Origin of the sequence: Geobacillus sp. 47C-IIb, assembly GCF_014679705.1 — a bacterium.
In the GTDB taxonomy this organism is placed as follows: Bacteria; Bacillota; Bacilli; order Bacillales; family Anoxybacillaceae; genus Geobacillus; species Geobacillus thermodenitrificans.
Genome location: NZ_CP061473.1, coordinates 16,188 through 42,617, shown reverse-complemented (window position 1 = coordinate 42,617; position 26,430 = coordinate 16,188). Strand labels below are relative to the sequence as shown.

Below are 26,430 nucleotides of genomic sequence, written 5' to 3'. Positions count from 1 at the left end.
TTTTGCATATAATTTCTAAAGAATGGTCAATTTCCTCACGACAAATGCTGAAAAGGTGGTGAAGCCGTGAGCGGAGAGCATAAAAGCATCCAATTACAGCAGAAAATCATCCACCTGAAGTCCGAAGTGGACAAATATAAAACGTTGGTTGCTTCGTTGGCATCTAGCGAAGAATGGCTCCATCTTCACGAGCAAATAGACCAACTCAAGGCCGAAAACGATGAACTCACCACGAAATGCCAACATTATGAAGACGCGTTGTCTAGACAAACCGACGAGATCAAGCACTTGTCCGAAACATTAGAAAGGACGAGTCAAGAAAATGAATCGTTGCGTGAGGAGATTGAGCAATTCAAAACAGAATACGCTTACTGGAAAGAACAAGCCGAATTAAGAGATGAACATATTCAATCTTTAAGAAAAGAAGTCGATATGTTTAAACAAAAGCAAGCGGAATGGGACAAGGAAAGGAGGAGACTGGAAGAGGAGAAACAATTACTAGAGAATGAACTTTCGGTTCACCGTTCTTTAAGGAATGAATATGTTTCATTTCAATCCACACTCGACTCATTGACATCATCATGGAAAGAAAGGATTGGAACAATGGAAAAAGATTACAGTTTTTTAAAAAATCATACGGATAGGATATTGAGGGATGTTGAAGAACTGAAAAAACATTGGCCACCCATCAACCTGAAACGGACGAACTAAAAGAGGAAGTTCACATCCTAGCCGCCAAACTTCATGCGATGGAAGAAAAGTTGGCACAAATAGATCAAGAAAGACAAAAGGATTTATTGGTACTGCAAAAACATATTTTGAACCAACAAGTAGAGTTAGAATCGATGATCGAAAAGACATCGCACTTTTCAACAGAAATTAAACGCCTCTCCAACCAAATTGCTGATTTGACAAAAGCATGGAGCGAACAAACCCAAGAATACCCGCACAACGATATGGACGAGTTGAAGAATATGTTGTCTCAAATCATACAATTGTTGACGGCAAATCATGATACCCCCTCTGAAGCACATCAAGCATCATCAAGCGCTCCAGTAAATCCATCGCCTACGAAAAAACAAACAGAAAAGAGGTTCTCATCCTCTAATACCTTTTTAAAATTACAAGAGTTTATCGATGAAACAAAACAATCCATCGTGGTCTCGCCTGTAAAAACAAAGGAATCACATACCTTCAACTCTTCAACAGTCCATCTATCCCCCCAAAAACCCAACTTAGTGAAACGCGTCCGAATTGAACATCCGTCTTATCACCATCGGCACCCATCCCAACACAAATCATCTTTAGAAGAGGATGAGGACAGGGCGCTAAGCAGCGCCGTTCCTTGTACTTTCTTGGAGAGAGACATTCGAAACGACTACGACAGTGATTCTATTGTTGAACATGTTGAGGATGTATCGCCACCCGAAGCAGAGGCAAGAGACGAATCGACGAATGAAAGCGAAACACTTCCTTCTTACTCTGTTGAAATTGAGCCACCATTGGACGAGGCAAACCTTTCGGAACACCGAAATAGCACGACTGAAACAACTCCACACGAAGAATCGGCTGAAGCAATACATCAAACCAACGACAGCGAGAACGAAAACCATCAGAATAGTGAAGAACCCCCAGTGTTGACAAATGATCAAGAAACACCTATAAAAATGGAAGATGATGTATCAACACAAGATATTTCTGCTAATGAACAAAGACCGCATGCTGAAGCCCATCATGCCATTTCACTCGTCTTTCCCGCTGCTTTCGTCCATCCACCTTCTGCATCGATGGAAAGCGAGGATAAAGATGAAGATGATACCATGGTTCAGAGCGAAGAATCGTTCGTTACAGAAGAAGGGAATAATCAAAAATGGCGGCTGTTCTCTCTGCTGAAAAAGGTGAAAATCTTACAATAGCTAAGAGGCGGGAATATTCCCTGCCTCTTCCACTTTTATCCTCAGAACATCGCCAAACAGGATCATGAATGGATGCCATGCAGCAACTCAACGCTGGTTTGCAGGGTACAAGCACTGATCATGGCTTGGAAAATCATGTACGATCTCACAGTCTGGAGGTCATCAACTGAATAGACAAACGAGCGCCCCCATCCTCATCGCTCAACACATCAAACAAACCGTCGCGCATCACTAGCTCAGTCTTCTTCATAGACGTTGCCGACCACTTGACATGGCGGTATTCCGTCAACAAAGAAAGCAAATCCCTCACGTTTCCTCTCCCCACTTATACGTAATTAGATGGGCCAAAACAAATGAAGGAGAAAGAAACAGGCAAACAGCATGGCGGAGGTGAGATGAAACCTTCTTCTCCAACCGGACGCTTTTTGCCGCCGAAGGACGCCTGCAAACAAGGTGATGGCCAACATCGCGATGCTTACATAACCGGTCACCAGTTTCCCATGGCCCAAACCGATCACGGTGCCGAGTTTCCATGCCATCACCACTCCGTGAAAGACAATCAAGCCCGTTCCGGCAACCGCGAGCGGGATATGGGCTTTCATCATACTTCTTGATATCCGCGCTAAGGTAACTTTGACCTTCCGAACTCTCGTTTTACGGATAACAAGAAAAATAAAATACATATTGACATTGATCAAAAACAGCAGTACCGCCACTTGTGCCAGCCATTTTCCTGCCAGCACCGCAGCTGAGTCATTCGGGCGAAACAGCCATATATAGAGCGTAGTGCCGATCACCAACAACGCATTGATGATGATCCAAATATAATGTGCCATACATCCTCCATAATCGTTCTGTTTTTCCATCTATTTTAACATTTTAACCTAAAAAGGATCACCTCAGAGTGAGGATCATCACACCGCGAATATGGCAATCGGCAGATCCGGTTTCTTACGCTTAAGTGCTCCCCATCTGCCGCCCGTTCATAACGTTTTAGACCATCGGACATGCATTCTGCCCCCCATAGAAATAAACGAAGAACCAATGTAGAAAGGCGATGATCATCCGTTGAAGGTGGAGAGGAAACATCCGATTCTCGATAACTTTAAGTGCAACCTGTCCACCTTGGAACAATCACGTATATTTGGCACAGCTGCTGAGAGCTGCCGCTCAAAACTGGCATGAACATGCTCTATTCGTATTTTCACCCGTTTCATCCGCAAGGTGTGACGGACATGATCGTTTTAGCCACGTCTCGCATCTGTCAATTCATACATGGCCGGAGGAGAACGATGCTTCGTTGGACTTTTATACATGCGGGGAACATGACCCGCTTAGTCAGGCGGATTTTTCGTTAAAAGGCTTTCAGGCAAAACGGGTAGTCATTTATTCAGTTCCGCGTACAGCAACGGTCTCCAGCTCGTTATCGGCCAGGAAGTGATGCCGTTTGAGCTTTCGAAACCGAGCGAACGACTTGACAGATAAACTGTCTTCCATCAAAAAACGTTGGCCGTCCTTTTGTTCGGCCAACGTTTTTTGATTTGGAGTGAAAAACAGACAGCAGTCTTGAGCTGTCTTTCAAAGTATGGATGGGCCCTCTCATAACGAACAAATGTGGATTTTGTCGAATTTGAGCGAATCGCGTAGTACAAGTCTTCTCTCAGACACATATATATGCAGTACAAATGAGCACTATAGACAGTTTACACATATGGCCTCAATGAAAAAAATATAAGAAAGGAGGCTGGCCATCATCGAACTCCTCATCGTGTTTACATTTTTCTTTACGATGATGCTCATTTATTGGCACCCGAAAGGAATGCATGAAGCCATTCCGGCCGCGATCGGTGCAGCGATCATCCTTGTCAGCGGAGCGGTCAGTTTTTCCAATCTCATCGACATTAGCGCCAAAGTGAGCGGCGCAGCGGTCACCATCATCTCCACTTTTATCATGGCGCTTGTTCTCGAGAGCATCGGCTTTTTTCATTGGATCGCCGCTATATTGGCCGAGCGAGCTAACGGTTCGGGTATTCGGCTGTTTTGGTATACGAATGCTCTTTGCTTTCTTATGACACTGTTTTTCAATAACGACGGCAGCATCATTATCACAACCCCGATTTTGCTGTTGCTCTTAAAAAGCTTTCAACTCAAAAAGCATCAGCAGCTTCCGTACCTGATAAGCGGTGCGCTCGTCGCTACCGCCTCAAGCGCACCGATCGGTGTGAGCAACATGGTGAACTTAATTTCGCTAAAGATTATTGATATGAGCCTGTACTTGCAAACGACGATGATGTTTGTTCCTTCCATGCTTGGATTGCTCTTTTTGGTCGGAATGCTGTTTGCTGTTTTTTACAAAGATCTTCCTAGAACACTTCCTCCGCTGTCCGTCCCAATCACTCCTCTCTCGTTTTATCAGCACCCCCTCCGCCATTCCGAGGGCTATGATTATTTAAAAATATCGGAACAAAAGATGAAGGGGATTCTTCTCTTTGTGTTGGTCATGCGGGTTAGTTTATTTGTCGCTTCCTACTGGCATATCCCGGTGGAATGGGTAGCTGTTACGGGATCCGTTTTGCTGCTCGGATGGCGGTGGTACGCGTTACAGATGAAACCTTTTGATGTGTTGCGGAAAGCGCCTTGGCATATTCTCATCTTTGCTTTTGGGATGTATATTATTGTGTACGGGTTAAACGGTGCCGGCCTCGGACATTATTTGGTGCAACAATTGCAGCCTTATGTGTCTAATTTATTTCACGCCATTTTCACCATGGGAAGCATGATGTCCATTTTGTCAAATGTGTTTAACAACCACCCTGCGCTCATGATCGGAACGTTGACATTGACCGAAATGCGTATCGACCCACTCATTTTAAAAGCAGCATATTTGGCAATGATCATTGGGAGCGATATCGGCTCACTGCTTTTGCCAACAGGGACGCTCGCAACGTTGCTTTGGCTCCATATCTTACAAAAATACCGTTATCCGCTTCCTTGGTCCACGTATACAAAAATCTCGCTTTTGGTCATTCCACCGACGGTGTTGTTTACCCTTGCCATGCTGTATAGTTGGATTTTCTTTTTGTCTTTGGTCCACCTTCTATAAAAAAAGCCCTCCTCACGCGGTGAACGAAGGAGGGCTTTTTTATAAAATTTCCTTTGTTGCATCTAGCGCCGCCATTTATCCAGCGTACATCAAGCGAGTTCTTCATCTTATGATGGAAAGTGCACCGTTTTTAAGTGAATCACTTTCCAATAAACAGATTCCCCGCTCGCGGTCACTAGATGGATGATATTGTTTTTCACTTCCTTTAATAAACCAATTTTCATCGGGTGATCGCCTAAGTCAAAAATGACTAAGTGGCCTTCCATTTTTTTGAGCTGCCCCTCAAGCGATCGCTGCAAAGGAAGAGGGGTTGGCTGCACCGGCAGCGCATCGTTCCCTAATGTATACGGTGTGATGTTTTTCTGGTAAGGGGTCAGCCATTTTAAATGATTCATCGAAATGAGCATCGTTTTGTAAACCGGAGAATAAAAGGTGAAGTAATCGTTCAGCACATTGGTGATGTAACCGTGAATCGATTTGTTTCCGATTACGTAAACTTCCACAAACCTTCCTTTGGCGTTCAATAACGTTTTTCGATAGGAAATTCCAGCATCCTCTTGCAAAGGAACGTCGGGAAAAGGGGGGGTAATCAAGAATTCAGGATCCGTGTAAAGCTGAATGTGGTGAATATGCAGGTGAGGAATGTACAAATACTCTTTTCCGGTATAGATGACAAGAATATCGAGCCCAAGATCAATTAAAACCCCCCGAACTGTAGTTCCTCCGGAAATCTCCACTTTGACTTGCTTCCCGAGTAATGTTTTCAATAGGTCCATGTTCTTTCACCCTCTGATTTTAAGGGACGAACGAGCCGATCATGCTAGGTTTACCTACACCGATGCCCATTGTCCCCCTTTTTCGGCCTGTCACCTTTCTCTTTTTCGTTTTCCTCCCTCATCATCCTTTTTTCTTTTTCTCTTTCTTCTTCTCTTTTTCTTTTTTCTTCTCCTTTTCCTTCTCTTTTTCTTTCTCTTTCTCTTCTTTTTCCTTGTCGCCTTGCTCTTTTTTCTTCGCTTTTGCTTCTTCTTTTTTCTTATCGCCTTGCTCTTTCTCCTTCTCTTTTTCTTCTTTTTTCTTGTCACCTTGCTCTTTTTGCTTTGCTTTTACCCCCTCTTCTTCTTTTTTCTGTGCCTTTTTCGCCTCGCGCTCGGCTTGATTAGGCTCTTGTTTTGCTTCAGCTTGACCTGTTTCCTTTCCGTCTCCGGCATTCATGGTATTTGCTTGGAACGCTCCTTTAGGCCCACAGCTGATACTTTTGATGTGTTCATAATTCACCCGGATAATTTCATCGTGATTGACAATCGTACAGTAACCGCTTCCTCCCGGAACAAGGATTCCTTCTACTGCTTCCGGCCCCCCGCGGTTGATCGCTATCCATGTATTGATGAGTCTCTCAAATAGATCCGTTACGTTTGCGGCCTTTACATAAACGGGCGGGGGTAGCGGGTCATGTTCTTGGTCTTCGTGTGTCTCTTCCCCTCCTGGTATATGCGGCGCTTCGCTTGCTGCTTCCATATCGTTATGCCCCGTGACTTCTGTTGTGGCGTCTTCCATTGCGTTTGCTTCAAGTTCCGCGGCTGGGGTCTTGGCATCTACCTCCTTGTTCTCTTCGGTTTTCATTTGTACACGGACGCTTTTCAGATGGCGGAGAAGGTAAAACACAATCCCATCATCTTTTGTGAAGAGAATAATATGATCGTCGTTGACACCTAGTAAGGTTCCTCGTTTTGACTCTGGTCCCCCTTGGTTAATTTGAATGTGCTCATTGACCAAACTGTTTAACAGCTCATAAAAACTCGTCGCCCTTACCGGCATAACAGTTTCGTCGCTATATGAAGAAAGCGACGAAACGGAATTGGCTTTCACATTTTCACTAATGCTTTGAACATGGTGCAACGCATAATAAATCATCGCTGCTTCGCTTTCAACAAAAAGGACAAGATAGTCTGATTGAACATCGAGAAGTTTCCCTGTTTTTGATTCGGGACCACCGCGGTAGACAGTAACGGTTTTCCCAATTAATGATTGCAATTCGCGATTTGCCTCAAGCGGCATGGACGCGCCATGCATGTCATACGCCACCATTTCCATACTCCTTTCCTATACTGTTGTCCATAAGGGATATTCATACTGTATATATACGTATCCAGCGAAAATCGGCATCCGTCAACAACCTACAAAAAAAAAATAGGCCAGCCCGTTGAGGATCGCCCTGGGGCTAGCCATCCGTGCCAACCTTTTAACTGCGCCAAAAAAATCGGTTCATTCCGTGATGAAAACAGGCAACACCTTGCACGAAATGAACCGATTGCGACTTTGTTATTATAGGAGCGATTGTCCATACCCCCCCTCTCTAACCAGTAACGCTGCATCCAAATAGGCAAATCGTCGGCAATTATAGTCGTATAGTCCTTCACGTGTTACAACGCTACGTATATCCCAATTCCTGCCGCTAGGACAATGGCTAATCCGGCATAAATCAACACTAAGCGGGTGAGATTGCCTTTTGTTGCTGATGTGTACTGCTCGTCTCCCCGTCCAGACAGCGCGAGCGTACCGACTAGGCCTGCAAGCATCACGACAGACGCAGCAACTATGAATATCGTCAACGTTCTTCCTCCTCCCTCTTTTTCCTGTCAGTCGAAAGCAGTTCGGCGCCCGTTTGCAGGGCGCGAACACCGAATTTCGCCCGCAGCTGTTCAACCGTTTTCCAAAGAGTTTCTGTTTTCGCATCCTCTTCATAGTGAAACAAATCAAGCTGCTTCACCGCCCCGGTCCGGTCAAACACATGGAGCGCAGCAACGCCAAGAAGCCGCACTGGACGACCGTCCCAATGCTTTTGGAACAACCGTGCAGCATAGGAAAAGATGTCTTCCGCATCCCATAACGGATCCATTCCGGTTTGGCTGCGAGTGATGGTTTGAAAATCGTAGTAGCGAATGGTCAGTTGAACGGTCCGCGAGACAACCCGCTTTTCGTTCATCCTCGCACTGACAGACTCAGCCAACTGGCGCAAGACAACGAGCAAGTTCTGTTCCTCATCCATATCGTACGGCAACGTTGTTGAGTGTCCGATCGATTTTCTCTTTTCCGCCGCCACTGGATCAACCGGACGCGGATCGATGCCGTTCGCTTTCTCTTGAAGGCGCAAACCATAGATGCCAAACGTCTGACGAAGACGCTCCCGATCGGCCTTTGCAATATCACCGATCGTATGGAGGTCAAGCGCATGCAGCTTTTTCGCCATTTTGTCACCAACGCCATGCATGTGTTCGACCGGAAGCGGCCATAACACGCGCGGGACATCGCGTTTGCGCAGCACGGTGATGCCAAGCGGCTTTTTCATGTCGCTTGCCATTTTCGCCAAAAACTTATTCGGGGCGATACCAATACTCACCGGAATCGACAACCGCTCAAGCAGTTCTTGTTGGATATGGTGCGCCAAAGCGAGCGGGTGAACCGTTGACGTCCGCCCGGTCATGTCCAAATAGCCTTCATCAATGGAGGCGCGCTCTAATACGGGCGAGAAACGCTGTAAGCATTGAAACAAGCGACGGCTTACTTCGCGGTATAACACGAAATCCGGCGGCCGCACGACGAGCGATGGACAGCGTTTTTTCGCTTCCCAAAGCGGCATCGTCGTATAGATGCCAAACTGTTGTTTCGCTACATAGCTGGCCGCCAGCACAATTCCTTTCCGCTCTTTCGGGTCTCCTGCCACAACGACCGGTTTTTTCTGAAGCGATGGATCACGGGCGATCTCACAGCTAGCGAAAAACGAATTGGCGTCTACATGAAAAATGATCCGCCCATGCGATTCGCGCTCCGTTTGCATCTTTCTTCCCTTCTTTTCTTTCGTTGTTTCCTATTTTAGCAGATCATCCGTTCGTTGGAAACCGCTCGGCTTGCTTCAGGATACGGGTTCGTTACATTCATGCTAAGCGCGCCATCCCTTCGGCCGTCTTAGGGCAGCCGATCGTGAAACAGGTCCATGAGCATATATCCAGCCACTCCCCAAATGATGAGCGCGGAAACCCGGTTCATGGTTCGCAATCCCCTCCCGCTGCCATCGAAGCGACCAAGCATCTTTCCAGCGAGGGAAAGCCCAACAAACCAAGCCCACGAGACAAGAATGCACGCCGCAGCAAACAACGCTTTCTCCAATCCCGTATAGCGGAGCGAGTTCGTGCCGATGACACCGATCGTATCCAAAATGGCATGAGGGTTCAGCAGCGATACTGAGGCGGCGAAAGCGATTTGTTTGCGAGGCGGAAACATTTCCGATGCTTCGCTTTCGCCTGTTGCAGGCTCGCTCTTCCATGTGCTCCAGCCCATATACAGCAAAAAAAGGACGCCCACCCCCATCACAACCATTTTCGTCCAGGAGGAACCAAGCCAAACGAGGGAGACACCCAAAACGGCAAGCAAAATGAGCAGCGTATCACACAACGACGCCGTCAGCACCGCGGGCAAGGCGTGCACCCAACGCCGCTGAACCGCTCCTTGAGTCAAAATGAACACATTTTGCACACCAAGCGGCAAAATCAGTCCCAACGCCAAGATGAATCCATGAACAAACGCACTCATCATGTTTCATCCTTTCTTTCCGCTTGCAGCCAGCGATACACCGCTGCTGCGTCTTGCCCGTCCACATCGACGACGCGAGCGGAAGTACCAAGTGGCATAACGGCGGCGGAAATGGTTGCTAATCGTTTTCGCTTTTGCCACCATGTCGCCGACACCTCAATCGATTGCAGGCGGCGTTTCAACATGTATGTTGTCGTTTGGCGGAACCAGCCGCTCCGGAGTGTTAGCTGCCTTGAAGAAAGCGCCCAACCGGCTGCCCGATAGCGACGCACCCCAATCCACGCGGCGAGCGGCAACACAAGCAAAAGTCCTGCTCCCCACGGGCGCTCGATGTAGGCGGCCAATAGCACCGGGACCATCAACCAATAGAGCGGCCGAAGCATATAACGGATTTTGGCGCGCTCCGGCAATGGGTGGAACGTGACATCGAGATCATACTCCGGCAGGCACGCGTGAACAATCGAGGAGACGCGCTCTTTTTTTACAAGCGGGCAAAGAACCACATCACCCGGTGGGCCGCCGTCAAGCGCTCCACCAGCATGAATGAGCGACACGGTCGCGTACCCGAACAAACGCCGCAGCCAGCTCTCATGGATCATCACCCCTTGGACGCGGCCAATGGGGACGGATACCGTTTTGCGTTCAAGCCAACCGCGGGTGATGACAATCGTATCTTCTTGCTTGCGCACGGCAAACGAAGCGAAGCGGATCATATTTTGTACGATCGCCACTCCATACGCGGCCAACAGTGCAACCAAACCGATGATTCCGATGTACCACCGCCCATGTCCATTCCATGTCGCCTGCACATTGCGAAAGAGCGCTTCATACGGGATAAGATCTCCGAGCTGAGACAGAAAGGCCCAAACGGCCGCCACTACGCCAAACGCTCCCCCGCTTGTCACAGCGGCAAGCCACACTTCCTTTACGGAAAGCGTAAATAAGGGAGGAGACAGTAGTCGCTTCTCCTGGTCGTTCCATGGATTAGACTCCTCTGCCTGCTCTTTTGCTTGCTCGATATCGCGCTGCAAGCGGCGAACCTCTTCCCTCGAAACGGCCGCGAGCGTCACTTCTGCTTCTCCGGGCACGTTTCCAGCCGTTTCAATATGGACTTTCACGACCCCCGCCAGCCGTTGCCATATTCCTTCCGTTATGGAAATGCCTTGAATGCGCTCGAACGGGATTGTCCGTTTTTTGCGGACGAATACTCCTTCTTCCACTTGCAATGTTTGATCATCCCAGCCGTAAGTGAAGCGAACCCAGGAAAGAATGCCGGCAACGATCGTGTAGGCGAGCACAAGAAGCGGCACGACGAGATCCCGCCAAGAAAAATCGCCGCCGCTGCCAGCTACGACAACTACCAAAAGCGGGAGCAGCACGTTTTTCAGCTCTCTCCCTACTCCGGTTACCATCGCAACGGGATGAAGACGGCGCTTAGTCATCATTCCGATCCGCCACCTTCGCCCACTCAGCGATCAACCGGCAGAGCTTTTCCGCCTCCGGTTCAGATAGCGCAGGGATTTCATGGACAGTGGCGGCCGTGAAAATCACAACCGAAGCCAACCCGTACCGTTTAAGAAAAGGGCCTTGCCGCACATCGACATGTTGAACGCGATTCATCGGAACTAGCGTCCATGTCGTTGACCAAACACCGTGCTGAATTTCTATTTCTTCCTCGCGAATATCATAACGCCATCGTTTCTGGCGCAAGGGAGGCAACCATCCGACCCATAAGATCGCTTCCACTACCCAGATGCCAACTAACACCACTAACCACCATTTAGGAACATGAAAGCGCGACAGAAACCATGCGATTCCGCCGACGACTCCCCCGGACGCCAACGTTACTAACACCCCGGTCAAGCGCCACACGGTGATGGCTTTTTCTGAAATCGGTTTGCCGCTGTTGCGAAGCATTCTATCAATCTCCTTTTGGCAAGTTCAAAACCTGTTTCCAGTATAACAAAACGTTTCCATACTGACGATGTGTTTTTCACGAATCATTGACAGAAAAACATAACTATTATATTCTAAAACTATCTTTTTTGCTTAACTGCATAAAAGCATAAAAGCGAAAAAGTGCATCATGGAAGGAACTTCGTACGAGAAAGGTTGTTGCTGTATGGAACATTCGCGCCCATCGTTGCAAAAAGGGCTGTTGCCTCGCCATGTACAGTTGATGGCGCTAGGCGGCATGATCGGCACCGGTATTTTCAAAGGAAGCGCCGATACGATTCACATCGCCGGACCAAGTGTCGTTCTCACATATCTCCTCGGCGGGGCGCTGCTGTTTCTTATTATGGCCGCATTAGCCGAGATGGCCCTCGCCTATCCGGGCGAAAACGTTCAACATTTGATCCGCCGGGCGTTTGGCTTTCGTTGGTCGTTTCTCGTCGGGTGGCTGTATTGGGCGAACTGGACATTGGTCACAGTCGTCGAGCTGCTTGCGGCAGGAAGTTTTTTACGCTATTGGATGCCATCTGTGCCGCTTTGGCTGCTCGCCCTTGGCTGCGCGTTATTGATTATCGTGCTGAACTTGTTTCCGGTTCGATACTATGGAGAAACGGAATTTTGGCTCGCTGGATTGAAAGTGGCGGCGCTAGTTGTATTCATCTTGCTTGGGGCCGGCATGTGGTTTGGTGTGATCGAAGGGGCGAACGGAGACCCATGGGCCCGTTATGCGACCTACGATACTTGGTTTCCGCATGGGGTTGGGGGCATGATCAGCGCCTTGCTTGTGGTTGTGTTTTCATACGGTGGAGCCGAGCTGATCGGTGTGGCGGTGACAGAGATGAAAGACGCCGACCGGGTGCTGCCGCGGGTCATCAAAACCACGATATGGCGGGTCATCGGCTTTTACGTACTGCCGATCGCCATCATTTGCGGCATCATGCCGTGGAACGCCGTATCGGCGGAAAACAGCCCGTTCGTCCAAGTGCTCGAGGCAACGGGCATTTCGGGTGCCGCCCATGTGATGAACGCGATCCTGCTTATTGCCGTCTTATCAGCAGCCAACACCGGGGTGTACGCCACTTCTCGCTTGCTCTTTTCAATGGCCGAACAAGGAGAAGCAAGCCGCCGCTTGTTACGGACGACACGACACGGGGTGCCGCTTTACGGCATGGGAATGGTCGCTCTCTGCATTGCCGCAGGAGTCGTCGGTGCGTACTTGGCGCCAGGGCGGATCATCGGCGAGTTGATGACGATCCCTGGGTTTACGGTGCTGATCGTCTGGATGATGATCGGAGCGGCCCAACTCAAACTGCGGCCGAATTACGACACGAATCCGTTCTTTCGCGTCAAAGGATTTCCGTACACGACGAGCATCGCCGTCGTGTCGCTCGGCGCGATTTGGGTGAGTTTTTTATTCCAGCGCGAGCATCGAATCGGCTCCGTTCTTTGCCTGATGATTTTGGCGATTCTCGCAATGTATGGATTCATCAAAGAAAAACAGCGCCGGCTGCCGGAACAGAACATTGATGAACAATCCGCATAAACAAGAATGCACAAAGAAAAGGTGCCGTTGTCGTTATGGACGGCGCCTATTTTCTTGTTGCCCCCAACTGTTTCCGCGCCATTCATCCCACGCCCGCCAGCTCATGACCGCCATGCCGAGCGCCAAAATCAGTGCTTGCCCGTCCACTCGTTGCTCGACCCATAAACGATACAAACTGACTCCGACTCCATATACGAACCAGCATAAGCAAAACAGCAGAACCCCCAGCCAAAACCATTTCATTGTTTTCTCTCTCCCCTCAATCATTCCATATAGGAAAATGCTTGCTTTCATCTTCATAAAAGGGATAGGTTTTCTCGCTCACACCTTTTGTAATCTATCATACTCTTCATTCCATATCGGTTTCATTATACCTTTATTTCCATAAAAGAGAAACGAGAAGATCTCTAAAGATCATCCCCGTACTGAATCACGAAATGTACCATGGTGACGTTGTTCAGTATGGGATCTATAGAAGAAGGGGTTCTCACCGCTTTGGAGACACTCTTGCTGTGCACGTGACGCAAACGTCGCTTATTCACTATTTCACGGGCGACCGTTCATCTTCCGTCACCCATTTGTGGTTTGGTACTTGTTCGCCAGTTTCTGTATCGATGTAATCAACCATATACACTATCGTTTGTTGGGCTGAATCGATGATGGCTTTCGCGCTTTTCATCCCTTCCATATGGTCAGCGTTCAAGACGACTTTCATCCCCTGGCTGAAACGACTCTTCCCCAGCGCTTTCGATTTCCTCATGAATGACCCATCTATGGTTTTTCACCGAGTTTCCGCCGGTCGTCGGGGTGTGTCACTGTATAGACAGTCGTGTCAAACGCGTCAGAAACAGTCGCTTCCGCCCCGCTCATCTCCGGCATATGGTCAGCGTGAATGATGATTTTGCTTCCGACCAGGTAGGTGGGTTGTTGGGCTTCTTCCAATCCGGCCGGGACATCGCCTAAACCGGAGTGGTTCATTTCCCCGTGATCGGCATCATGGGGGTTTTCTTCTTGGCTGGCGTTTTCTTTTGGCGCCGCTTCATCATTTCCAGTACCGGTGCAAGCCGTGATCAGCCCCTATGCCGCGGCGAAATAAAAAAAGCATTCCCTCAAAGGAGAGGGAATGCCCAATCGTTAGACGACATCATATCCTTGATCTTCAATCGCGGCTTTCAACTGATCCACGGTCACTTTCGCCTCATCGTACTCGACGTCGACCGTCCCTTGTTCCAAATGGACGTCGACCCGGCGGACGCCATCGAGCTGTTGTAAGGTGTTCGTGACGGCGGCTTTGCAATGGCCGCATGTCATTCCTTGCACGTGTAAAGTGAGCGTCATCGTTTTTTCCTCCCGTTATTGTGATAGTTTCACCCGTTTCAGACGAAGCGCATTCGCAACGACCGATACGGAGCTAAACGCCATCGCCGCACCGGCGATCCATGGTTCTAATAAGCCGGCGGCAGCGACCGGAATGCCGATCGTGTTGTAAACCAACGCCCAAAACAAGTTTTGGCGGATGTTTCTCATCGTTTTCCGGCTCAACTCGATCGCCTGCGGAATATGAGCCAAATCACCGCCGACAAGCGTCACGTCAGCCGTTTCAATGGCCACATCGGTGCCGGTGCCGATCGCCATGCCGATATCGGCTTTCGCCAAGGCCGGAGCGTCATTAATGCCGTCGCCGACCATCGCCACCCGCTTTCCTTGTTGCTGCAGCTTGGCGACGATGTTCGCTTTTTCTTCCGGCAGCACCTCCGCATACACATGACGAATGCCAACTTGGCTGGCGATCGCTTCCGCGGTGCGGCGGTTGTCGCCGGTCACCATGTACACATCAATCCCCATTTGCGTTAACGTCTGAATGGCTCGTTTCGAGCTCTCTTTCACCGTATCGGCGACGGCGATTAAACCGGCCAGCTCTCCGTTAATGGCGACAAGCATCGCCGTTTTTCCTTGTGCTTCCAACGCCGCCATTCGTTCCTCTGCGCTCGCTACATCAATCGAACGGTCGGTCATGAGCTTGCGCGTGCCGACCAACACGGATTGGTCATCCACCACCGCTTCAATGCCATGCCCGGCCATGGCCGAGAAACGGCGGAGCGGCTTTGGCGCAATTCCTTTTTCTTTTCCATACGCAACGATCGCTTGCGCCAACGGATGTTCCGAAGCGCTCTCGGCCGAAACGGCGTAGGCAAGCATGTCTTCCCGGAGCGTGATCACATCGGTCACTTCCGGTTTGCCTTTTGTCACCGTTCCTGTCTTATCAAGCAACACCGCTTCGATTTGCTGCGTTCTCTCTAAGTACTCACCTCCTTTAAAGAGAATGCCGTACTCCGCCCCTTTGCCGGTGCCGACCATAATCGATGTCGGTGTCGCCAAGCCGAGCGCGCACGGGCAGGCGATAACCAACACGGCGATGGCCGCTTCAAGGGCGGCGGTGACATCGCCTGGCGCCACGATCAAGTACCAAACGAGAAACGAAACGGTCGCGATGGCGACAACAATCGGGACAAAAATGCCGGAGATGACATCGGCCATCCGCTGAATCGGCGCTTTTGACCCTTGCGCTTCCTCGACGATGCGGACGATGTGGGCGAGCGCTGTATCTTTCCCGACTTTTTCGGCTCGGATGGTCAAAACGCCGTTTTGGTTGATCGTCGCACCAATGACGGAATCGCCTTCTTTTTTATCGACCGGAATCGATTCACCCGTAATCATCGACTCGTCGACCGACGAGGCTCCGGCAATGACCGTTCCGTCCACCGGAATTTTTTCCCCCGGCCGAACGATGATCGTATCGCCAACAACAACTTGTTCGAGCGGCACCTTTTGTTCGCTTCCGTTGCGGATGACCGTCGCCTCTTTCGCCTGCAGGCTCAACAGTTTCGAAATCGCTTCCGTCGTCCGCCCTTTGGCGAGCGCCTCAACATATTTGCCAACCAAAACAAGCGTAATCAACACTGCGCTTGTCTCAAAATACAATCTTGGCGCATAGCCTGGGACAGCCAACGTTTTGAGCGCCTCATACAAGCTGTAAACATAGGCCGCTGACGTGCCGAGAGCGACAAGAACGTCCATGTTCGCGCTCTTGTTGCGCAACGCCCGGTACGCACCGAGATAAAACGGGCCGCCGATGTAAAACTGCACCGGAGTGGCCAGCAGAAGCTGCACCCACGGATTCATCAGCCCATGCGGCATCGGCAGACCGAGATCGAATGGCAAATGGGCGATCATCGTATACAACAGCGGCAGTGAGAACACCGTTGACAAAACGAGTCGGCGCCGCTTTTGTTTCCATTCGTCTTCATTGCGAACGCCCGACCGCTCCTCACGGAGGCGTCCTTTGTAGCCAAGCCGCTCGATTTTCTTTAGGATATCCTCGATGGACAACACACCTTCTTCGTATTCAACGACAGCGCTGTTCGTCGCTAAGTTGACCGTCGCCGCGGTAATGCCGTCCATTCGTTTTAACCCTTTTTCAATCCGCGTCGCGCACGCCGCACACGTCATGCCGGCAATATCGAGCGTCACTTTTTCCTTCGCCACGCCATAACCTAATTGCTCAATTTTCGTTTCAATATCCTTAAGGCGCTGTTTTTCAGGATCATATTGAATCGTCGCCCTTTCCATCGCCAAGTTGACGTTCGCCTTGACCCCGTCTAGTTTGTTCAACACTTTTTCGATCCGGTTCGAGCAGGCGGCGCACGTCATGCCGGTGATGCGGAGCGTCACCGTTTTTGGCTCTCCCATCGGTCAACCCTCCCTTATTTTGCAAACTGTTTGATCACATCCATCAACTCGCGGAGCGATTGTTCGCCGCTTCCTTCACGGATCGCTTTTGCTACGCAATGATTCGCATGGCGTTCAAGCAGTTGCATCCCCACTTGGCGCAGCGCCGCTTGGATGGCGGAAATTTGGACTAAAATATCAATACAATAGCGATTGTCTTCCACCATTTTCTGCACCCCGCGCACTTGTCCTTCGATGCGTTTTAGCCGTTTCATAATGTTTTCGATTTCCTCTTTCGTACGCGGGATCATCGTTCCATGAAGCACATGTTCTTCTTGTGACGGGTGAGTCATCTTATTCACCTCTTCTTTTTAGTCTATATACATTATACCCGAAGGGGGTATATAGTTACAACACGTTATCTTCTTTTCGTAACAAAAAAACACTTCGATAAGCGTCGGATGATGGAGACGGCGTTTCCTCTATCCTTTCTTTCATGGATCCGCTACCTTGCGATGCAAGTCGCTTCTTTTGTGGTAGACGTTATACATATCTAGCAACTGTCGCTCCGACAAGTTCGGATGCATGCTTTTCATATGAGGGGCATTTAGTCAAACATGAGCAGACCGTTTGTGTTGGCCAAGACAATCCGTTCCTGTCCTTAGCGCCAACACGATAGCCAACAAGCCTCCCGCCACTTTTTTCATAGGTATGCCCCTCTTCCTCATCATAAACGAAAATGATGGAGAGCGTATCCAGAAGGAGTGACAACTTTTTATCTTCTTCCTTCTGACTAAGATACGTCCATGATGATCAAAATGGAGCGTGAAAGGAAGGGAAGATCACCGATGAAACTGCGCATCATGACATGTAACATTCGCCACGGAAAAGGCACAGACGGGATTTTTGAACGTGTTTCTCTCCTTATCGATCAAATCCGTATGATTGTTCCAATTTTGCTATTTTATCTTGAAAATGTGCAGAAAGTATGGATATAGTCGAAAAGAATGGGAAAAAACCGTGATATCCGTCCGGTCCCCGTCTTTGAATATGAGGAAAGGCTGGTTTGACGACGTTTTTTCATTCAACATGCTTCTCTTTATTCTATCACCGTTCTTCTAGAAGTCTGGTGAGCATACGATGGAGCCGGTTGTGAGTGGTCAAGCGAAGAGGAAAACCGCATTCATTCGGATTCTCCACGCAATGCACTCAATGAACGATGCTGTGCATCATCGCTCTTCCTAAGTAGATCTTCATGCCGCCACCGTTGTTCCTTTTCGCTCAGGGTCAAGCCTAGCGGGTGCGTCTTTTTCTTTCTTCCATTATACTAATAAACAGACCGCACCTAGTGGGAGACGACAGAAAGGAGTTTTTTTATGAAATCGCTCGTTTTAGCGGAAAAGCCGAGCGTCGCCCGTGACATCGCCCGCGTGCTCGGCTGCAAAAAAACACATAAATCATACTTGGAAGGGCCGCGCTACATCGTCACATGGGCGCTTGGGCATTTGGTTGAACTCAAAATGCCCGAAGACTATGACCGGAAATATGAAACGTGGCGGCTCGAGGACTTGCCGATCATTCCGAAAAAAATGGGCTTGAAAGTGATCCGGCAAACGAGCCACCAGTTTCGCGCCATTGAACGTTTAGCCAAACGCCGCGATGTGAAAGATTGCATTATTGCGACCGACGCCGGCCGCGAGGGGGAGCTGGTCGCGCGTTGGATTTTGCAAAAAATCGACTGGAAGAAGCCGATTTGGCGTTTATGGATTTCATCGCAAACCGATCAAGCCATTCGCGACGGTTTTCGCCAGTTAAAACCCGGGACGCAGTTTGACCGGCTGTATGAATCAGCCATCTGCCGCGCCGAAGCGGACTGGCTGATCGGGTTGAACGTGACCCGCGCCTTGACGACGAAATACAACGATCCGCTCTCAGCCGGGCGTGTGCAAACGCCGACGCTCGCGATGATCATCGAACGCGAACGGGAGATTCAATCGTTCGTTCCCGTTCCGTATTGGACGATTCACGCCCGCATCGGTTCTGTCACTGCGGTATGGGAACGGCACGGTGGGAAACGGCTGTTTGACAAAGACGAAGCCAATGAGCTGATGACTCGCCTCAAAGGCCAGCCGGCGCGTGTTACATCGGTCAAGCGGAAGCGGAAAAGTGAACCGGTCCCGTTGCCGTATGATTTAACCGAGTTGCAGCGGGAGGCGAACAAGCGGTTTGGCTTTTCGGCGAAAAAAACGCTCTCGGTATTGCAGCGGCTATATGAACAGCACAAGCTCGTTACGTACCCGCGCACGGATTCACGCTATTTGCCAAGCGATATGAAAGCGACGATGACCGATCGGCTTTTGGCGATGAAGCCAGGCTATGAAGACGTGATCTCCTCCCTGCTCACCAAAAAGAACGTCAAGGCAGCCAACCGGGTGTTCCAAGATGACAAAGTGACCGATCACCACGCCATCATTCCGACCGATGAACGATTGGACCTCGCGAAGCTGTCGGTGGATGAACGCAAGCTGTATGACATGATTGCCCGCCGCTTTTTGGCACTGTTTTACCCACCGTATGAATACGAAACGGCAACCGTCGTCTTCGAGATCGGCGACGAAACGTTTGTCGCCCGGGAGACGGCGGTCGTGAACGCAGGGTTTAAAGCCGTTCTTGGCAAAGAAGAAACAGAAGCGAAACCAACGTTGTTACATCTATCGGAAGGCCAGACGCTCGCATCGGTACAACTTGAGATGGAACAATCGTTCACCGAACCGCCGTCCCGTTACTCAGAAGCCGATTTGCTTGCACAAATGGAGAGATATGGACTCGGCACACCGGCAACAAGAGCGGACATCATCGAGCGGCTCGTCGAAACGGAAGTGGTCGAGCGGAAAGACGGACGCTTTTATCCGACGAAAAAGGGAAAACAGTTGATCGAACTGGTCAACGAGGAACTGAAATCGCCGGAGTTGACCGCCCGCTGGGAGCGTGAGCTCGAGGCGATCGCTCGTGGAAAAGGAAATCCAAAACAATTTTTGGCTAACATCCGCCGACAAACGGAGCAGCTCGTCACTGAAATCAAGCAGAGTGAACAGACGTACAAAGCGCCAAACCTCACGAATCTCACCTGTCCGGAATGCGGTTCACTCTTAAAAGAGCGGAAAACGAAAGACGGACGGATGCTCGTCTGTTCCAACTTGGAATGCCGCTACCGCCGAAGACGTGATCCGAAGTTGTCGAATCGCCGTTGCCCGCAATGCCACCGACGCATGGAAATGCATGAAGGAAAGGCCGGGCTCTATTTCCAGTGCCGCCCATGCAACATTGTAGAAAAAGCGGAAGAAACGAAACGCACATCCGCGAAAGGAACGGAGCGGGCGTTGCTCAAAAAATACAGCCCGTCCAATGAATCGTTTGGCACAAGCTTAGGAGAGCTGCTCAAACAGGCACTTGAAAAAAAGGAATAATCACTGTCAACCGCCAGAAGCTATGACTCTGGCGGTTTCTTTGTATCGCTGAATCTGAAACCTTCTTTCTCTTCACTCCGTATATATAAGTAAATCTACCGCAAAGGAGCGATCATGATGTTCAAGAAGTTGTTAAAGGGGCTTTTGGGGCAGAACCATCACTCCTGGTACTATAAGAAACATTACAGCAGCAGCGATTACCATATGCCGAAATCTTATTCTTATAAGCACCCGTCCCAGTACGGCCATTACCATTACAAAAAGAAACATCATAGCGGCAGCTTTTTCTCGAGCTTTTTTGGCAGCTGATGAAGCGATTCATTGACCGCCATCCGTTCATCGCCCGCTGGATTGACCGCCCGCACCGGAGCGGGAAGGTGCTTTTTGGCCGCTATGAAATCATCGAAGAACTCGGAATGGGGAGCTACGGCATCGCCTACAAAGGACGTGATCGCGACACCGGACGCCTTGTCGTCATTAAACAGGCGCGGCGGACAAAAGGGGAAGACGGCCGCCGTCTGCTTCAACGTGAAGCGGACGTGCTATCGCGTTTACGTCATCCACAAATTCCGGCACGATACGATACGTTTATCGAAGGCGGACAGCCGCATCTTGTCATGGACTATATCGACGGGCAGACGGTAGAAGATCAAATTTTCGGGCTCGGGATCACGTACACGGAACAAGCGGCGTTTCGATTGTTGCTCGATGTGCTTGACGTCGTGCGGTATATTCACGCTTCGGGCATCGTCCACCGCGATTTACGCATCCCCAACATCATTTGGCGCCATGGGACGGTAGCCATTATCGACTTCGGGTTGGCGTGCCGCATGGGTGAACGAGTAGATTTGCGCGATGACGATCCGCTTGAAAAGCGGCTGCGGCGCGAACCACACCCGCGAAGCGACTTTTATGCGCTCGGTCATTTCACGTTATTCCTCTTATATTCCGCTTACGAACCGACAAGTGAGGACGAAAAAAGCTGGGAAGAAGAGCTCGACTTATCCCCGAAAGCCCGAGCGATGTTGCGGAAAATGCTGCAGCTAGACGCGCCGTATGACCACGTTGACGAATTGATCGCCGATGTCAAACAGTTATTGGCCGAAAACGACCTAGCACAAACTAGGGTGCTCTAAAATCAACGGAACAAAAGCCCCTCTCGCCCATTGCGTCACGACGGAGGGGCTGATGTCATTTCAAGAAGCTTCACACTTAGGCATCAAGATGTCGAGATCCCATATGAATAAGACCGGTTACCATGTTTCTCACTGCTGATTATTTTCCCTGAAACACCGGCTTTCGCTTCTCTTTAAACGCCGCCACCCCTTCGCGATGGTCGTCCGTTTCGACCATCAATCCTTGGATGAGCCGCTCTTCTTCGAGAATTTCTTCGAGCGTCGCCGTCAAAGCGTGCTCGATCAGCCGTTTTTGTTTGCCGATCGCTTTTGTCGGTCTAGCGGCCAGTTTGGCAGCGAGCGCTTCCACCGCCTCGCGCAACTCTTCGGCCGGAACGATCTTGCTTAACACACCGAGTTCATACAGACGGTGGGCCGAAATCGGCTCGGCGGTGAAGAAAAATTGCTTGGCCAAATGAGGGCCGACAAGCCGCGGCAACCAATACGAACCACCGCCGTCGGAGACAAGGCCGACATTCGCAAAGCTCAAAATGAATTGACTATCTTCGGCGGCCAAAATGAGATCGCAAGCCAGTGCCAAATTGAACCCTGCCCCAGCCGCCACGCCATGCACAGCAGCAATGATTGGTTTTTCACATGATTTCATCGTCATAATGAGCCGATTAAGGCGGCCGATATGCTCATACGCCTGCGAGGCGCTCGACTGCCCCATTGCTTTGACGTCACCGCCGGCGCTGAATGCCCGGCCGGCACCGGATAGAACGATCGCCCGAACAGCGTCGTCCATCGCAGCGCGTTCGATTGCACGAGTCAGTCCAGCGATCATCTCCGGACTGAAGGCATTGAGCCGCTCCGGACGGTTCAATGTCAGCCATAAGACCGAGCCGGACTGTTCCACAAGCAAATGCATGGTTTCCATGTCCCTCTTCCTTTCCTTCTTTCATTTCCAATGAACATGATTGCTATTTAATGAGCCAACCGCCATCGACCAACACATCGGAGCCGGTCATGTACGATGCTTCCGAAGAGGCAAGAAACGCAATAACGCTTGCAATCTCTTCCGGCGTCCCCACCCGGCCTAAGGCGGTGTTGCGCTCAATGGCTTTAACAAACCGCTCGTTTTGCAGGCCCTGCTCCGTGAGCGGCGTCTCGACAAAGCCAGGTGAAACGGAATTGACGCGAATGCCGTATGGAGCCAGCTCCAAGGCGAGCGATTTCGTCAAGTTGATCACACCGGCTTTGGCGGCACTGTAGTGCGGAATGTGCGCTCCTGCCTGATGTCCGGATAGCGATGCGACATTGACAATCGCCCGGTTGACGCGCTCCCTCTTCGCCCCTTCGATCATCAGCGGCGCGAGCGTTTGTGATACGAGAAAGACGCTTTTGATATTGACGCGTTGCACATCATCCCACTCTTGTTCCGTGAGCTCGAGCCATTTCGTATGGGTCGAAATGCCAGCATTATTGATAAGCACATGCAAGTCGCCGTATCGGCTTTCCACATACTCGGCTAACGCTTTCACTTGTTCGCGATCAGTGACATCGGCCGCAAACCAGTCTGCAGCCGCCGGCGCCTCGAGACGCGCGATTTCTTGTACCGTTTCTTCCAGTTTGGCGGCGGTGCGGCCAACAAGCACGACGTGCGCTCCTTCTTGAGCCAAGCGGATGGCCGTCGCCCGGCCAATGCCGCTTCCCCCTCCCGTGACCACTGCTACTGTATTCGAAAAACGCACCGTTTTCCTCTCCCTTTCTCTTTTGTTCCCTCGATCACACAGGACCTATTTCAAATACAGTCGTTGCTCTCATAAGCCTTCCCACTTCTAAAACGTCAGTCCACCGCCGTCGACCGACAACGTCGCTCCGGTGATAAAGGACGCCTCATCGGATGCCAAAAACAACACAGCGTTCGCCACTTCTTCCGGTGTTCCGATGCGGCCGAGGGCGTTCGCTTTCGAGATGATCGGCCATTTGCGCGCATCTTGTTTCCAAGGCGTGATAATATTTGTGTCAATGACGCCTGGGGCGACGGCGTTGACGCGAATATTGAACTTGCCGTATTCGAGCGCTGCATTTTTCGTTAACAAAATGACACCGGCCTTGGAAGCGTTATAAGCCGATTCATATTTTTTTCCTTTCATTCCAAGCAAGCTCGATGTATTGACAATCGCCCCACCACCTGATGTTTTCATGGCTGGCACTGCGTATTTGATGCCAAGGAACACCCCTTTCAAGTTGACGTCGATGACCCGATCCCACTCTTCTTCGGACAAATCGGTGCTCCGCACTTCCGAATGGCCGATGCCCGCGTTGTTAAAAAGAATATGTAGGCCCCCAAACGCATTGACTGTTGTTTGAACAAGATCGTTCACCCCCTTGGAATCGGACACATCCGTCTTGACAAAAATGGCTTCGCCTCCGCGTTCCCGAATGAGACGAACCGTCTCCTCTCCACCTACCTCATCAATATCGCTCACAGCGACTTTCGCCCCCTCAGCCGCAAACCGTACCGCCGTCGCCCGGCCGATGCCGCTGGCGCCGCCGGTGACAATGGCGGCTTTTCCGTTCAACCTCACGTTTCTCCCTCCTTTCCACTCTTTTTACACCCGCTTTCAAAACAATGTATACTAACTGGTCAGTATGTTGTTTCTTTTATTATACAATATATTTAGAATATTTTAAATCCTTTTATCCTCCTCATTGAGAAGCCTCCGCTTCCGAGCACAGTAAAAGGAGAAACGGAGGCGATGATCACCCGCTCGCTTCGCGGAAAGGACGCTTGAATCGCAAGCAAGAAAGCGAGAACCATCAAAAAGAGGGGAAGCCGCGATATGGGCTTTCCGTTCATCGATCGATGAGATCAGCCGCACCGTCATCGGTGCGTCCTTTGTCCTCTCCCCAGTTGTCTTGAGACTCGAAAAATGATTGGCAGAGCGCATCAAGCGATTGCAGTTGTTCAATCAACCCTTGCAAATCGCACGTGCGGAACGTATCGCTCCATTCACGTCCTTCCTCGGTAACCGAGTACAAATGAATTTCCATGCATCCGTCCCAACGGACGTTGGCGTCAAGCCAACCATCCTCGCTTTCCAGTTCGAGTGCAGTGGTCTTCCCATCTTCACTCTCATGCTTCGCTTTGATGACCCATACCATCCCTACACCGCCTTTCTTCCCCTTGCTTTGATGATCATTGACGTTTATGTCCGCTCATGTTCCACCCCAATCCATGAAATCGAGGGAGTCGGTCGACGGATGTTCGTTCGCCTAGTGTAGCACCGCATCCACTACAGCTGCGGCGCTGCCAGATTCAGCGAAGTGCGCAATGTGATCCAATTGGGGCTACCTTGTGGAGCCAAGCTCTACACATTCCGCCAAAAACGCTGGAACACAAGCGACATTGCTACGCCCTTGCATTCTGCATTGACGTCGCCAAATCCGCCATCATTTATAACGCGTGTCTTCCGAGTCGACCATTACGTTGCCCATAAGCCTTGTCGTTTATAGTATGCCTCAGACGACGGTTGCCGCTCCGAAAAGAGCTGGGCGGAGAGGAGGACATTGCCATTCGTATCCTGTCGGGAAACAGCGATACTAAAAATGGAGGTGCATTGGCATGATGGATCGCTGGGATGAATCAGGCGCTACGTTTGGCTGTCCGCGCTACACTCCAGGAACAGGTGTTCCTGATGAAATGAGTCCGATTCGCGATATCGCCCGCGGCTTTGAAAACGGGCGGCCGCCGGTCATTGAAATCACGCCAGCTGACGGTCGCCAAGAGGCAGATGCGGACGATATCGATTTTCCACCTGCTGACCGGGCGTTTTGAAGCGTTAGGACATAGCGCCTTCTGTCACAGTCACAAAGAGGATGTCGCGCTGTCTTTCGGACATCCTCTTTGTGTTGAAGGGGCTATGCTGATTGACATGACAGTACTATGAGCAACCGCACGGTCGGCCGCTACCTTGGCCAAGAGGGATTGGCGGTTTGCACAAACATAGCGGCCGATCTCCTCGGAGGCACGGTCTGTTTACACTGAACCCACCATGATGGAATCGGCCGGTTTAGCGGCGCACGGACACCCAAGGCCGCCCGTTTTCCCAATGAACGCGGATATGGAGGCGAAACGCCTCTGAGAGCCGCTCATCGGTCAACACATCCTCTTTTCGGCCGGCGGCAGCGATGCGGCCGTCTTGCAAGAGCAACACATGGGTGATCGATTCCACAATCTCTTCAATATAATGGGTGACGTATAACACATGGCACGGCCGAGCGATGATTTGTTCGATCAAAGAAAGCATCTCTTCGCGCGCCAATAAATCTAGGCCGACGGTCGGCTCGTCCAAGATCAACAGCTTTGGATTCGCCATCAGCGCCCGGGCGATCAATGTTTTTCGCTTTTCCCCTTGCGACAGCGTCGCATACCGTTTCCCTTTGAGGGCTTCAAGGCGGAACGATTCGATGAACGATTCCGCCATGCTCCGATCATCATCAGTGACGGCATCATACAAGCCGATCGTGGCAAACTTGCCGCTCACAATGATATCTTCGACCGCCTCGGCTTGCAAAGTTTCATGAAACTGATCCAGTGAACTGCTCACAAACCCGATCTGCCGGCGCAACTCCGGCAGGCTCACCTGCCCAAATCGATAGCCTAAAACTTCCACCTCACCGCGCGTCGGGTATTGATAACCAGTGACGATATTGAGAAGCGACGTTTTCCCCGAGCCGTTTAAACCAAGAATGGCCCATTGTTCTCCCTCTTTCACTTCCCAGTTAACCCCGTGTAAAATCGTGCGCTCTCCCCGCACCCACGAGACATCGTTCATACGAATAATGGACGTCATCGTTCCCCTCTCCTTTATCGAGTCTGAACCTCCCAATGGATAAAGCCACGGGATTTTTGTGTGAAATTAAGTGTTTCCAATTGCCTTTACATGGGCGCTGTCTCAAATTTCACAACACGTTCGAGGGGGCCCCCTACTTGGCGCTAGTCGTGCTG

At 50.5% G+C, this 26,430-nt stretch carries 28 protein-coding genes and 1 pseudogene; 10 read left to right on the top strand and 19 right to left on the bottom strand.

Annotated features, from left to right (window positions below; genetic code table 11):
* Positions 1–66 precede the first annotated feature (66 nt).
* Both IC804_RS18370 and IC804_RS18365 read left to right on the top strand, forming a co-directional pair.
* Entirely contained in the window at positions 67–711 is a 645-nt protein-coding gene (locus tag IC804_RS18370) for a hypothetical protein (protein ID WP_223812859.1), read from the top strand.
* Positions 712–749: 38 nt separating this feature from the next.
* On the top strand, positions 750–1,916 hold the full coding sequence (locus IC804_RS18365) for a hypothetical protein (RefSeq protein WP_223812858.1): 1,167 nt from the start codon (positions 750–752) through the stop codon (positions 1,914–1,916).
* Positions 1,917–2,061: 145 nt separating this feature from the next.
* Here the strand turns inward: IC804_RS18365 and IC804_RS00230 are convergent, their stop codons facing one another.
* Both IC804_RS00230 and IC804_RS00225 read right to left on the bottom strand, forming a co-directional pair.
* On the bottom strand, positions 2,062–2,226 hold the full coding sequence (locus tag IC804_RS00230) for a hypothetical protein (protein ID WP_223812857.1): 165 nt from the start codon (positions 2,224–2,226) through the stop codon (positions 2,062–2,064).
* A 25-nt stretch (positions 2,227–2,251) separates the two neighbouring features.
* Positions 2,252–2,752 carry a hypothetical protein gene (locus IC804_RS00225; RefSeq protein ID WP_029760779.1) on the bottom strand — a complete coding sequence of 167 codons (501 nt, stop codon included), beginning with the start codon at positions 2,750–2,752 and terminating at the stop codon, positions 2,252–2,254.
* Between the two features lie 308 nt (positions 2,753–3,060).
* On the opposite strand from IC804_RS00225, the gene IC804_RS18965 reads away from it, so the two are divergent.
* On the top strand, positions 3,061–3,357 hold the full coding sequence (locus tag IC804_RS18965; protein WP_011887379.1) for an S-adenosylmethionine decarboxylase family protein: 297 nt from the start codon (positions 3,061–3,063) through the stop codon (positions 3,355–3,357).
* A 348-nt stretch (positions 3,358–3,705) separates the two neighbouring features.
* Complete coding sequence (locus IC804_RS00215) at positions 3,706–5,019, top strand: ArsB/NhaD family transporter (protein ID WP_051358515.1); 1,314 nt, start codon at positions 3,706–3,708, stop codon at positions 5,017–5,019.
* Positions 5,020–5,126: 107 nt separating this feature from the next.
* Here the strand turns inward: IC804_RS00215 and IC804_RS00210 are convergent, their stop codons facing one another.
* The 7 genes from IC804_RS00210 to IC804_RS00180 form a co-directional block, all read right to left on the bottom strand.
* Positions 5,127–5,795 carry a hypothetical protein gene (locus IC804_RS00210; protein WP_011887377.1) on the bottom strand — a complete coding sequence of 223 codons (669 nt, stop codon included), beginning with the start codon at positions 5,793–5,795 and terminating at the stop codon, positions 5,127–5,129.
* A 121-nt stretch (positions 5,796–5,916) separates the two neighbouring features.
* Complete coding sequence (locus IC804_RS00205) at positions 5,917–7,104, bottom strand: spore coat protein CotH (protein ID WP_223812856.1); 1,188 nt, start codon at positions 7,102–7,104, stop codon at positions 5,917–5,919.
* 335 nt (positions 7,105–7,439) lie between these two features.
* A complete protein-coding gene (locus IC804_RS00200; protein ID WP_008879159.1) occupies positions 7,440–7,628 on the bottom strand; it encodes a hypothetical protein in 189 nt (62 codons plus the stop codon).
* A complete protein-coding gene (locus IC804_RS00195; RefSeq protein WP_081157133.1) occupies positions 7,625–8,854 on the bottom strand; it encodes a DNA polymerase IV in 1,230 nt (409 codons plus the stop codon). The genes IC804_RS00200 and IC804_RS00195 overlap by 4 nt, the downstream gene beginning before the upstream one ends.
* 128 nt (positions 8,855–8,982) lie before the next feature.
* The gene (locus IC804_RS00190; protein WP_011887374.1) at positions 8,983–9,609 is read right to left on the bottom strand and encodes a LysE/ArgO family amino acid transporter; all 627 of its coding nucleotides are present in this window, start codon (positions 9,607–9,609) and stop codon (positions 8,983–8,985) included.
* Positions 9,606–11,051, bottom strand: a complete 1,446-nt coding sequence (locus IC804_RS00185; RefSeq protein WP_081157132.1) for a PH domain-containing protein — start codon at positions 11,049–11,051, stop codon at positions 9,606–9,608. Before IC804_RS00185 ends, IC804_RS00190 begins: the two co-directional genes overlap by 4 nt.
* Positions 11,041–11,523 carry a PH domain-containing protein gene (locus IC804_RS00180; RefSeq protein WP_008879163.1) on the bottom strand — a complete coding sequence of 161 codons (483 nt, stop codon included), beginning with the start codon at positions 11,521–11,523 and terminating at the stop codon, positions 11,041–11,043. Before IC804_RS00180 ends, IC804_RS00185 begins: the two co-directional genes overlap by 11 nt.
* Before the next feature lie 205 nt (positions 11,524–11,728).
* Between IC804_RS00180 and IC804_RS00175 the strand changes: the two genes are divergently transcribed.
* Positions 11,729–13,102 (top strand): amino acid permease, encoded by a 1,374-nt coding sequence (locus tag IC804_RS00175; protein WP_081157131.1) that lies wholly within the window; start codon positions 11,729–11,731, stop codon positions 13,100–13,102.
* Positions 13,103–13,135: 33 nt separating this feature from the next.
* Here IC804_RS00175 and IC804_RS00170 read toward each other — a convergent pair whose 3' ends face one another.
* From IC804_RS00170 to IC804_RS00150, 5 genes and pseudogenes are all read right to left on the bottom strand, one after another.
* A complete protein-coding gene (locus tag IC804_RS00170; RefSeq protein WP_008879165.1) occupies positions 13,136–13,345 on the bottom strand; it encodes a hypothetical protein in 210 nt (69 codons plus the stop codon).
* Positions 13,346–13,643: 298 nt separating this feature from the next.
* A pseudogene (locus IC804_RS00165) lies at positions 13,644–14,176 on the bottom strand (DUF1541 domain-containing protein).
* A gap of 60 nt (positions 14,177–14,236) precedes the next feature.
* Complete coding sequence (copZ, locus tag IC804_RS00160) at positions 14,237–14,440, bottom strand: copper chaperone CopZ (protein ID WP_060475834.1); 204 nt, start codon at positions 14,438–14,440, stop codon at positions 14,237–14,239.
* 15 nt (positions 14,441–14,455) lie between these two features.
* Positions 14,456–16,852 (bottom strand): heavy metal translocating P-type ATPase, encoded by a 2,397-nt coding sequence (locus tag IC804_RS00155; protein WP_060475833.1) that lies wholly within the window; start codon positions 16,850–16,852, stop codon positions 14,456–14,458.
* Between the two features lie 14 nt (positions 16,853–16,866).
* The gene (locus IC804_RS00150) at positions 16,867–17,184 is read right to left on the bottom strand and encodes a metal-sensing transcriptional repressor (protein WP_008879170.1); all 318 of its coding nucleotides are present in this window, start codon (positions 17,182–17,184) and stop codon (positions 16,867–16,869) included.
* A 453-nt stretch (positions 17,185–17,637) separates the two neighbouring features.
* Here IC804_RS00150 and IC804_RS00145 point away from each other — a divergent pair, with 453 nt between their 5' ends.
* The 4 genes from IC804_RS00145 (at position 17,638) to IC804_RS00135 (ending at position 21,434) form a co-directional block, all read left to right on the top strand.
* On the top strand, positions 17,638–17,829 hold the full coding sequence (locus IC804_RS00145; RefSeq protein WP_011887370.1) for a hypothetical protein: 192 nt from the start codon (positions 17,638–17,640) through the stop codon (positions 17,827–17,829).
* A gap of 378 nt (positions 17,830–18,207) precedes the next feature.
* Positions 18,208–20,298, top strand: coding sequence for a DNA topoisomerase III (locus IC804_RS00140; RefSeq protein WP_008879173.1), 2,091 nt, complete (start codon positions 18,208–18,210; stop codon positions 20,296–20,298).
* Positions 20,299–20,415: 117 nt separating this feature from the next.
* The gene (locus tag IC804_RS18360; protein WP_029760787.1) at positions 20,416–20,607 is read left to right on the top strand and encodes a hypothetical protein; all 192 of its coding nucleotides are present in this window, start codon (positions 20,416–20,418) and stop codon (positions 20,605–20,607) included.
* Positions 20,607–21,434 carry a serine/threonine protein kinase gene (locus IC804_RS00135; protein WP_008879175.1) on the top strand — a complete coding sequence of 276 codons (828 nt, stop codon included), beginning with the start codon at positions 20,607–20,609 and terminating at the stop codon, positions 21,432–21,434. Before IC804_RS18360 ends, IC804_RS00135 begins: the two co-directional genes overlap by 1 nt.
* A gap of 139 nt (positions 21,435–21,573) precedes the next feature.
* Here IC804_RS00135 and IC804_RS00130 read toward each other — a convergent pair whose 3' ends face one another.
* The 4 genes from IC804_RS00130 to IC804_RS00115 form a co-directional block, all read right to left on the bottom strand.
* Positions 21,574–22,353, bottom strand: a complete 780-nt coding sequence (locus IC804_RS00130) for an enoyl-CoA hydratase/isomerase family protein (RefSeq protein ID WP_008879176.1) — start codon at positions 22,351–22,353, stop codon at positions 21,574–21,576.
* 43 nt (positions 22,354–22,396) lie between these two features.
* A complete protein-coding gene (locus IC804_RS00125; protein ID WP_008879177.1) occupies positions 22,397–23,167 on the bottom strand; it encodes an SDR family NAD(P)-dependent oxidoreductase in 771 nt (256 codons plus the stop codon).
* 87 nt (positions 23,168–23,254) lie between these two features.
* Positions 23,255–24,007 carry an SDR family NAD(P)-dependent oxidoreductase gene (locus IC804_RS00120; RefSeq protein ID WP_008879178.1) on the bottom strand — a complete coding sequence of 251 codons (753 nt, stop codon included), beginning with the start codon at positions 24,005–24,007 and terminating at the stop codon, positions 23,255–23,257.
* A gap of 268 nt (positions 24,008–24,275) precedes the next feature.
* Positions 24,276–24,584 carry a hypothetical protein gene (locus IC804_RS00115; RefSeq protein WP_008879179.1) on the bottom strand — a complete coding sequence of 103 codons (309 nt, stop codon included), beginning with the start codon at positions 24,582–24,584 and terminating at the stop codon, positions 24,276–24,278.
* A gap of 460 nt (positions 24,585–25,044) precedes the next feature.
* Here IC804_RS00115 and IC804_RS00110 point away from each other — a divergent pair, with 460 nt between their 5' ends.
* Positions 25,045–25,257 (top strand): hypothetical protein, encoded by a 213-nt coding sequence (locus tag IC804_RS00110; protein WP_008879180.1) that lies wholly within the window; start codon positions 25,045–25,047, stop codon positions 25,255–25,257.
* A gap of 235 nt (positions 25,258–25,492) precedes the next feature.
* Here the strand turns inward: IC804_RS00110 and IC804_RS00105 are convergent, their stop codons facing one another.
* Positions 25,493–26,275, bottom strand: coding sequence for an ABC transporter ATP-binding protein (locus IC804_RS00105; RefSeq protein WP_011887368.1), 783 nt, complete (start codon positions 26,273–26,275; stop codon positions 25,493–25,495).
* Between the last annotated feature and the right edge of the window lie 155 nt (positions 26,276–26,430).

What these genes read in the sequence shown, in the direction of transcription:
- IC804_RS18365 (WP_223812858.1), top strand. Translation starts at nt 750, where the DNA reads ATGGAAGAAAAGTTGGCACAAATAGATCAAGAAAGACAAAAGGATTTA.
- IC804_RS00225 (WP_029760779.1), bottom strand. Translation starts at nt 2,752, where the DNA reads ATGGCACATTATATTTGGATCATCATCAATGCGTTGTTGGTGATCGGC.
- IC804_RS00215 (WP_051358515.1), top strand. Translation starts at nt 3,706, where the DNA reads ATGATGCTCATTTATTGGCACCCGAAAGGAATGCATGAAGCCATTCCG.
- IC804_RS00210 (WP_011887377.1), bottom strand. Translation starts at nt 5,795, where the DNA reads ATGGACCTATTGAAAACATTACTCGGGAAGCAAGTCAAAGTGGAGATT.
- IC804_RS00205 (WP_223812856.1), bottom strand. Translation starts at nt 7,104, where the DNA reads ATGGTGGCGTATGACATGCATGGCGCGTCCATGCCGCTTGAGGCAAAT.
- IC804_RS00195 (WP_081157133.1), bottom strand. Translation starts at nt 8,854, where the DNA reads ATGCAAACGGAGCGCGAATCGCATGGGCGGATCATTTTTCATGTAGAC.
- IC804_RS00190 (WP_011887374.1), bottom strand. Translation starts at nt 9,609, where the DNA reads ATGATGAGTGCGTTTGTTCATGGATTCATCTTGGCGTTGGGACTGATT.
- IC804_RS00185 (WP_081157132.1), bottom strand. Translation starts at nt 11,051, where the DNA reads ATGATGACTAAGCGCCGTCTTCATCCCGTTGCGATGGTAACCGGAGTA.
- IC804_RS00180 (WP_008879163.1), bottom strand. Translation starts at nt 11,523, where the DNA reads ATGCTTCGCAACAGCGGCAAACCGATTTCAGAAAAAGCCATCACCGTG.
- IC804_RS00175 (WP_081157131.1), top strand. Translation starts at nt 11,729, where the DNA reads ATGGAACATTCGCGCCCATCGTTGCAAAAAGGGCTGTTGCCTCGCCAT.
- IC804_RS00170 (WP_008879165.1), bottom strand. Translation starts at nt 13,345, where the DNA reads ATGAAATGGTTTTGGCTGGGGGTTCTGCTGTTTTGCTTATGCTGGTTC.
- copZ (WP_060475834.1), bottom strand. Translation starts at nt 14,440, where the DNA reads ATGACGCTCACTTTACACGTGCAAGGAATGACATGCGGCCATTGCAAA.
- IC804_RS00155 (WP_060475833.1), bottom strand. Translation starts at nt 16,852, where the DNA reads ATGGGAGAGCCAAAAACGGTGACGCTCCGCATCACCGGCATGACGTGC.
- IC804_RS00150 (WP_008879170.1), bottom strand. Translation starts at nt 17,184, where the DNA reads ATGACTCACCCGTCACAAGAAGAACATGTGCTTCATGGAACGATGATC.
- IC804_RS00145 (WP_011887370.1), top strand. Translation starts at nt 17,638, where the DNA reads ATGATGATCAAAATGGAGCGTGAAAGGAAGGGAAGATCACCGATGAAA.
- IC804_RS00140 (WP_008879173.1), top strand. Translation starts at nt 18,208, where the DNA reads ATGAAATCGCTCGTTTTAGCGGAAAAGCCGAGCGTCGCCCGTGACATC.
- IC804_RS18360 (WP_029760787.1), top strand. Translation starts at nt 20,416, where the DNA reads ATGTTCAAGAAGTTGTTAAAGGGGCTTTTGGGGCAGAACCATCACTCC.
- IC804_RS00135 (WP_008879175.1), top strand. Translation starts at nt 20,607, where the DNA reads ATGAAGCGATTCATTGACCGCCATCCGTTCATCGCCCGCTGGATTGAC.
- IC804_RS00130 (WP_008879176.1), bottom strand. Translation starts at nt 22,353, where the DNA reads ATGGAAACCATGCATTTGCTTGTGGAACAGTCCGGCTCGGTCTTATGG.
- IC804_RS00115 (WP_008879179.1), bottom strand. Translation starts at nt 24,584, where the DNA reads ATGGTATGGGTCATCAAAGCGAAGCATGAGAGTGAAGATGGGAAGACC.
- IC804_RS00110 (WP_008879180.1), top strand. Translation starts at nt 25,045, where the DNA reads ATGATGGATCGCTGGGATGAATCAGGCGCTACGTTTGGCTGTCCGCGC.
- IC804_RS00105 (WP_011887368.1), bottom strand. Translation starts at nt 26,275, where the DNA reads ATGACGTCCATTATTCGTATGAACGATGTCTCGTGGGTGCGGGGAGAG.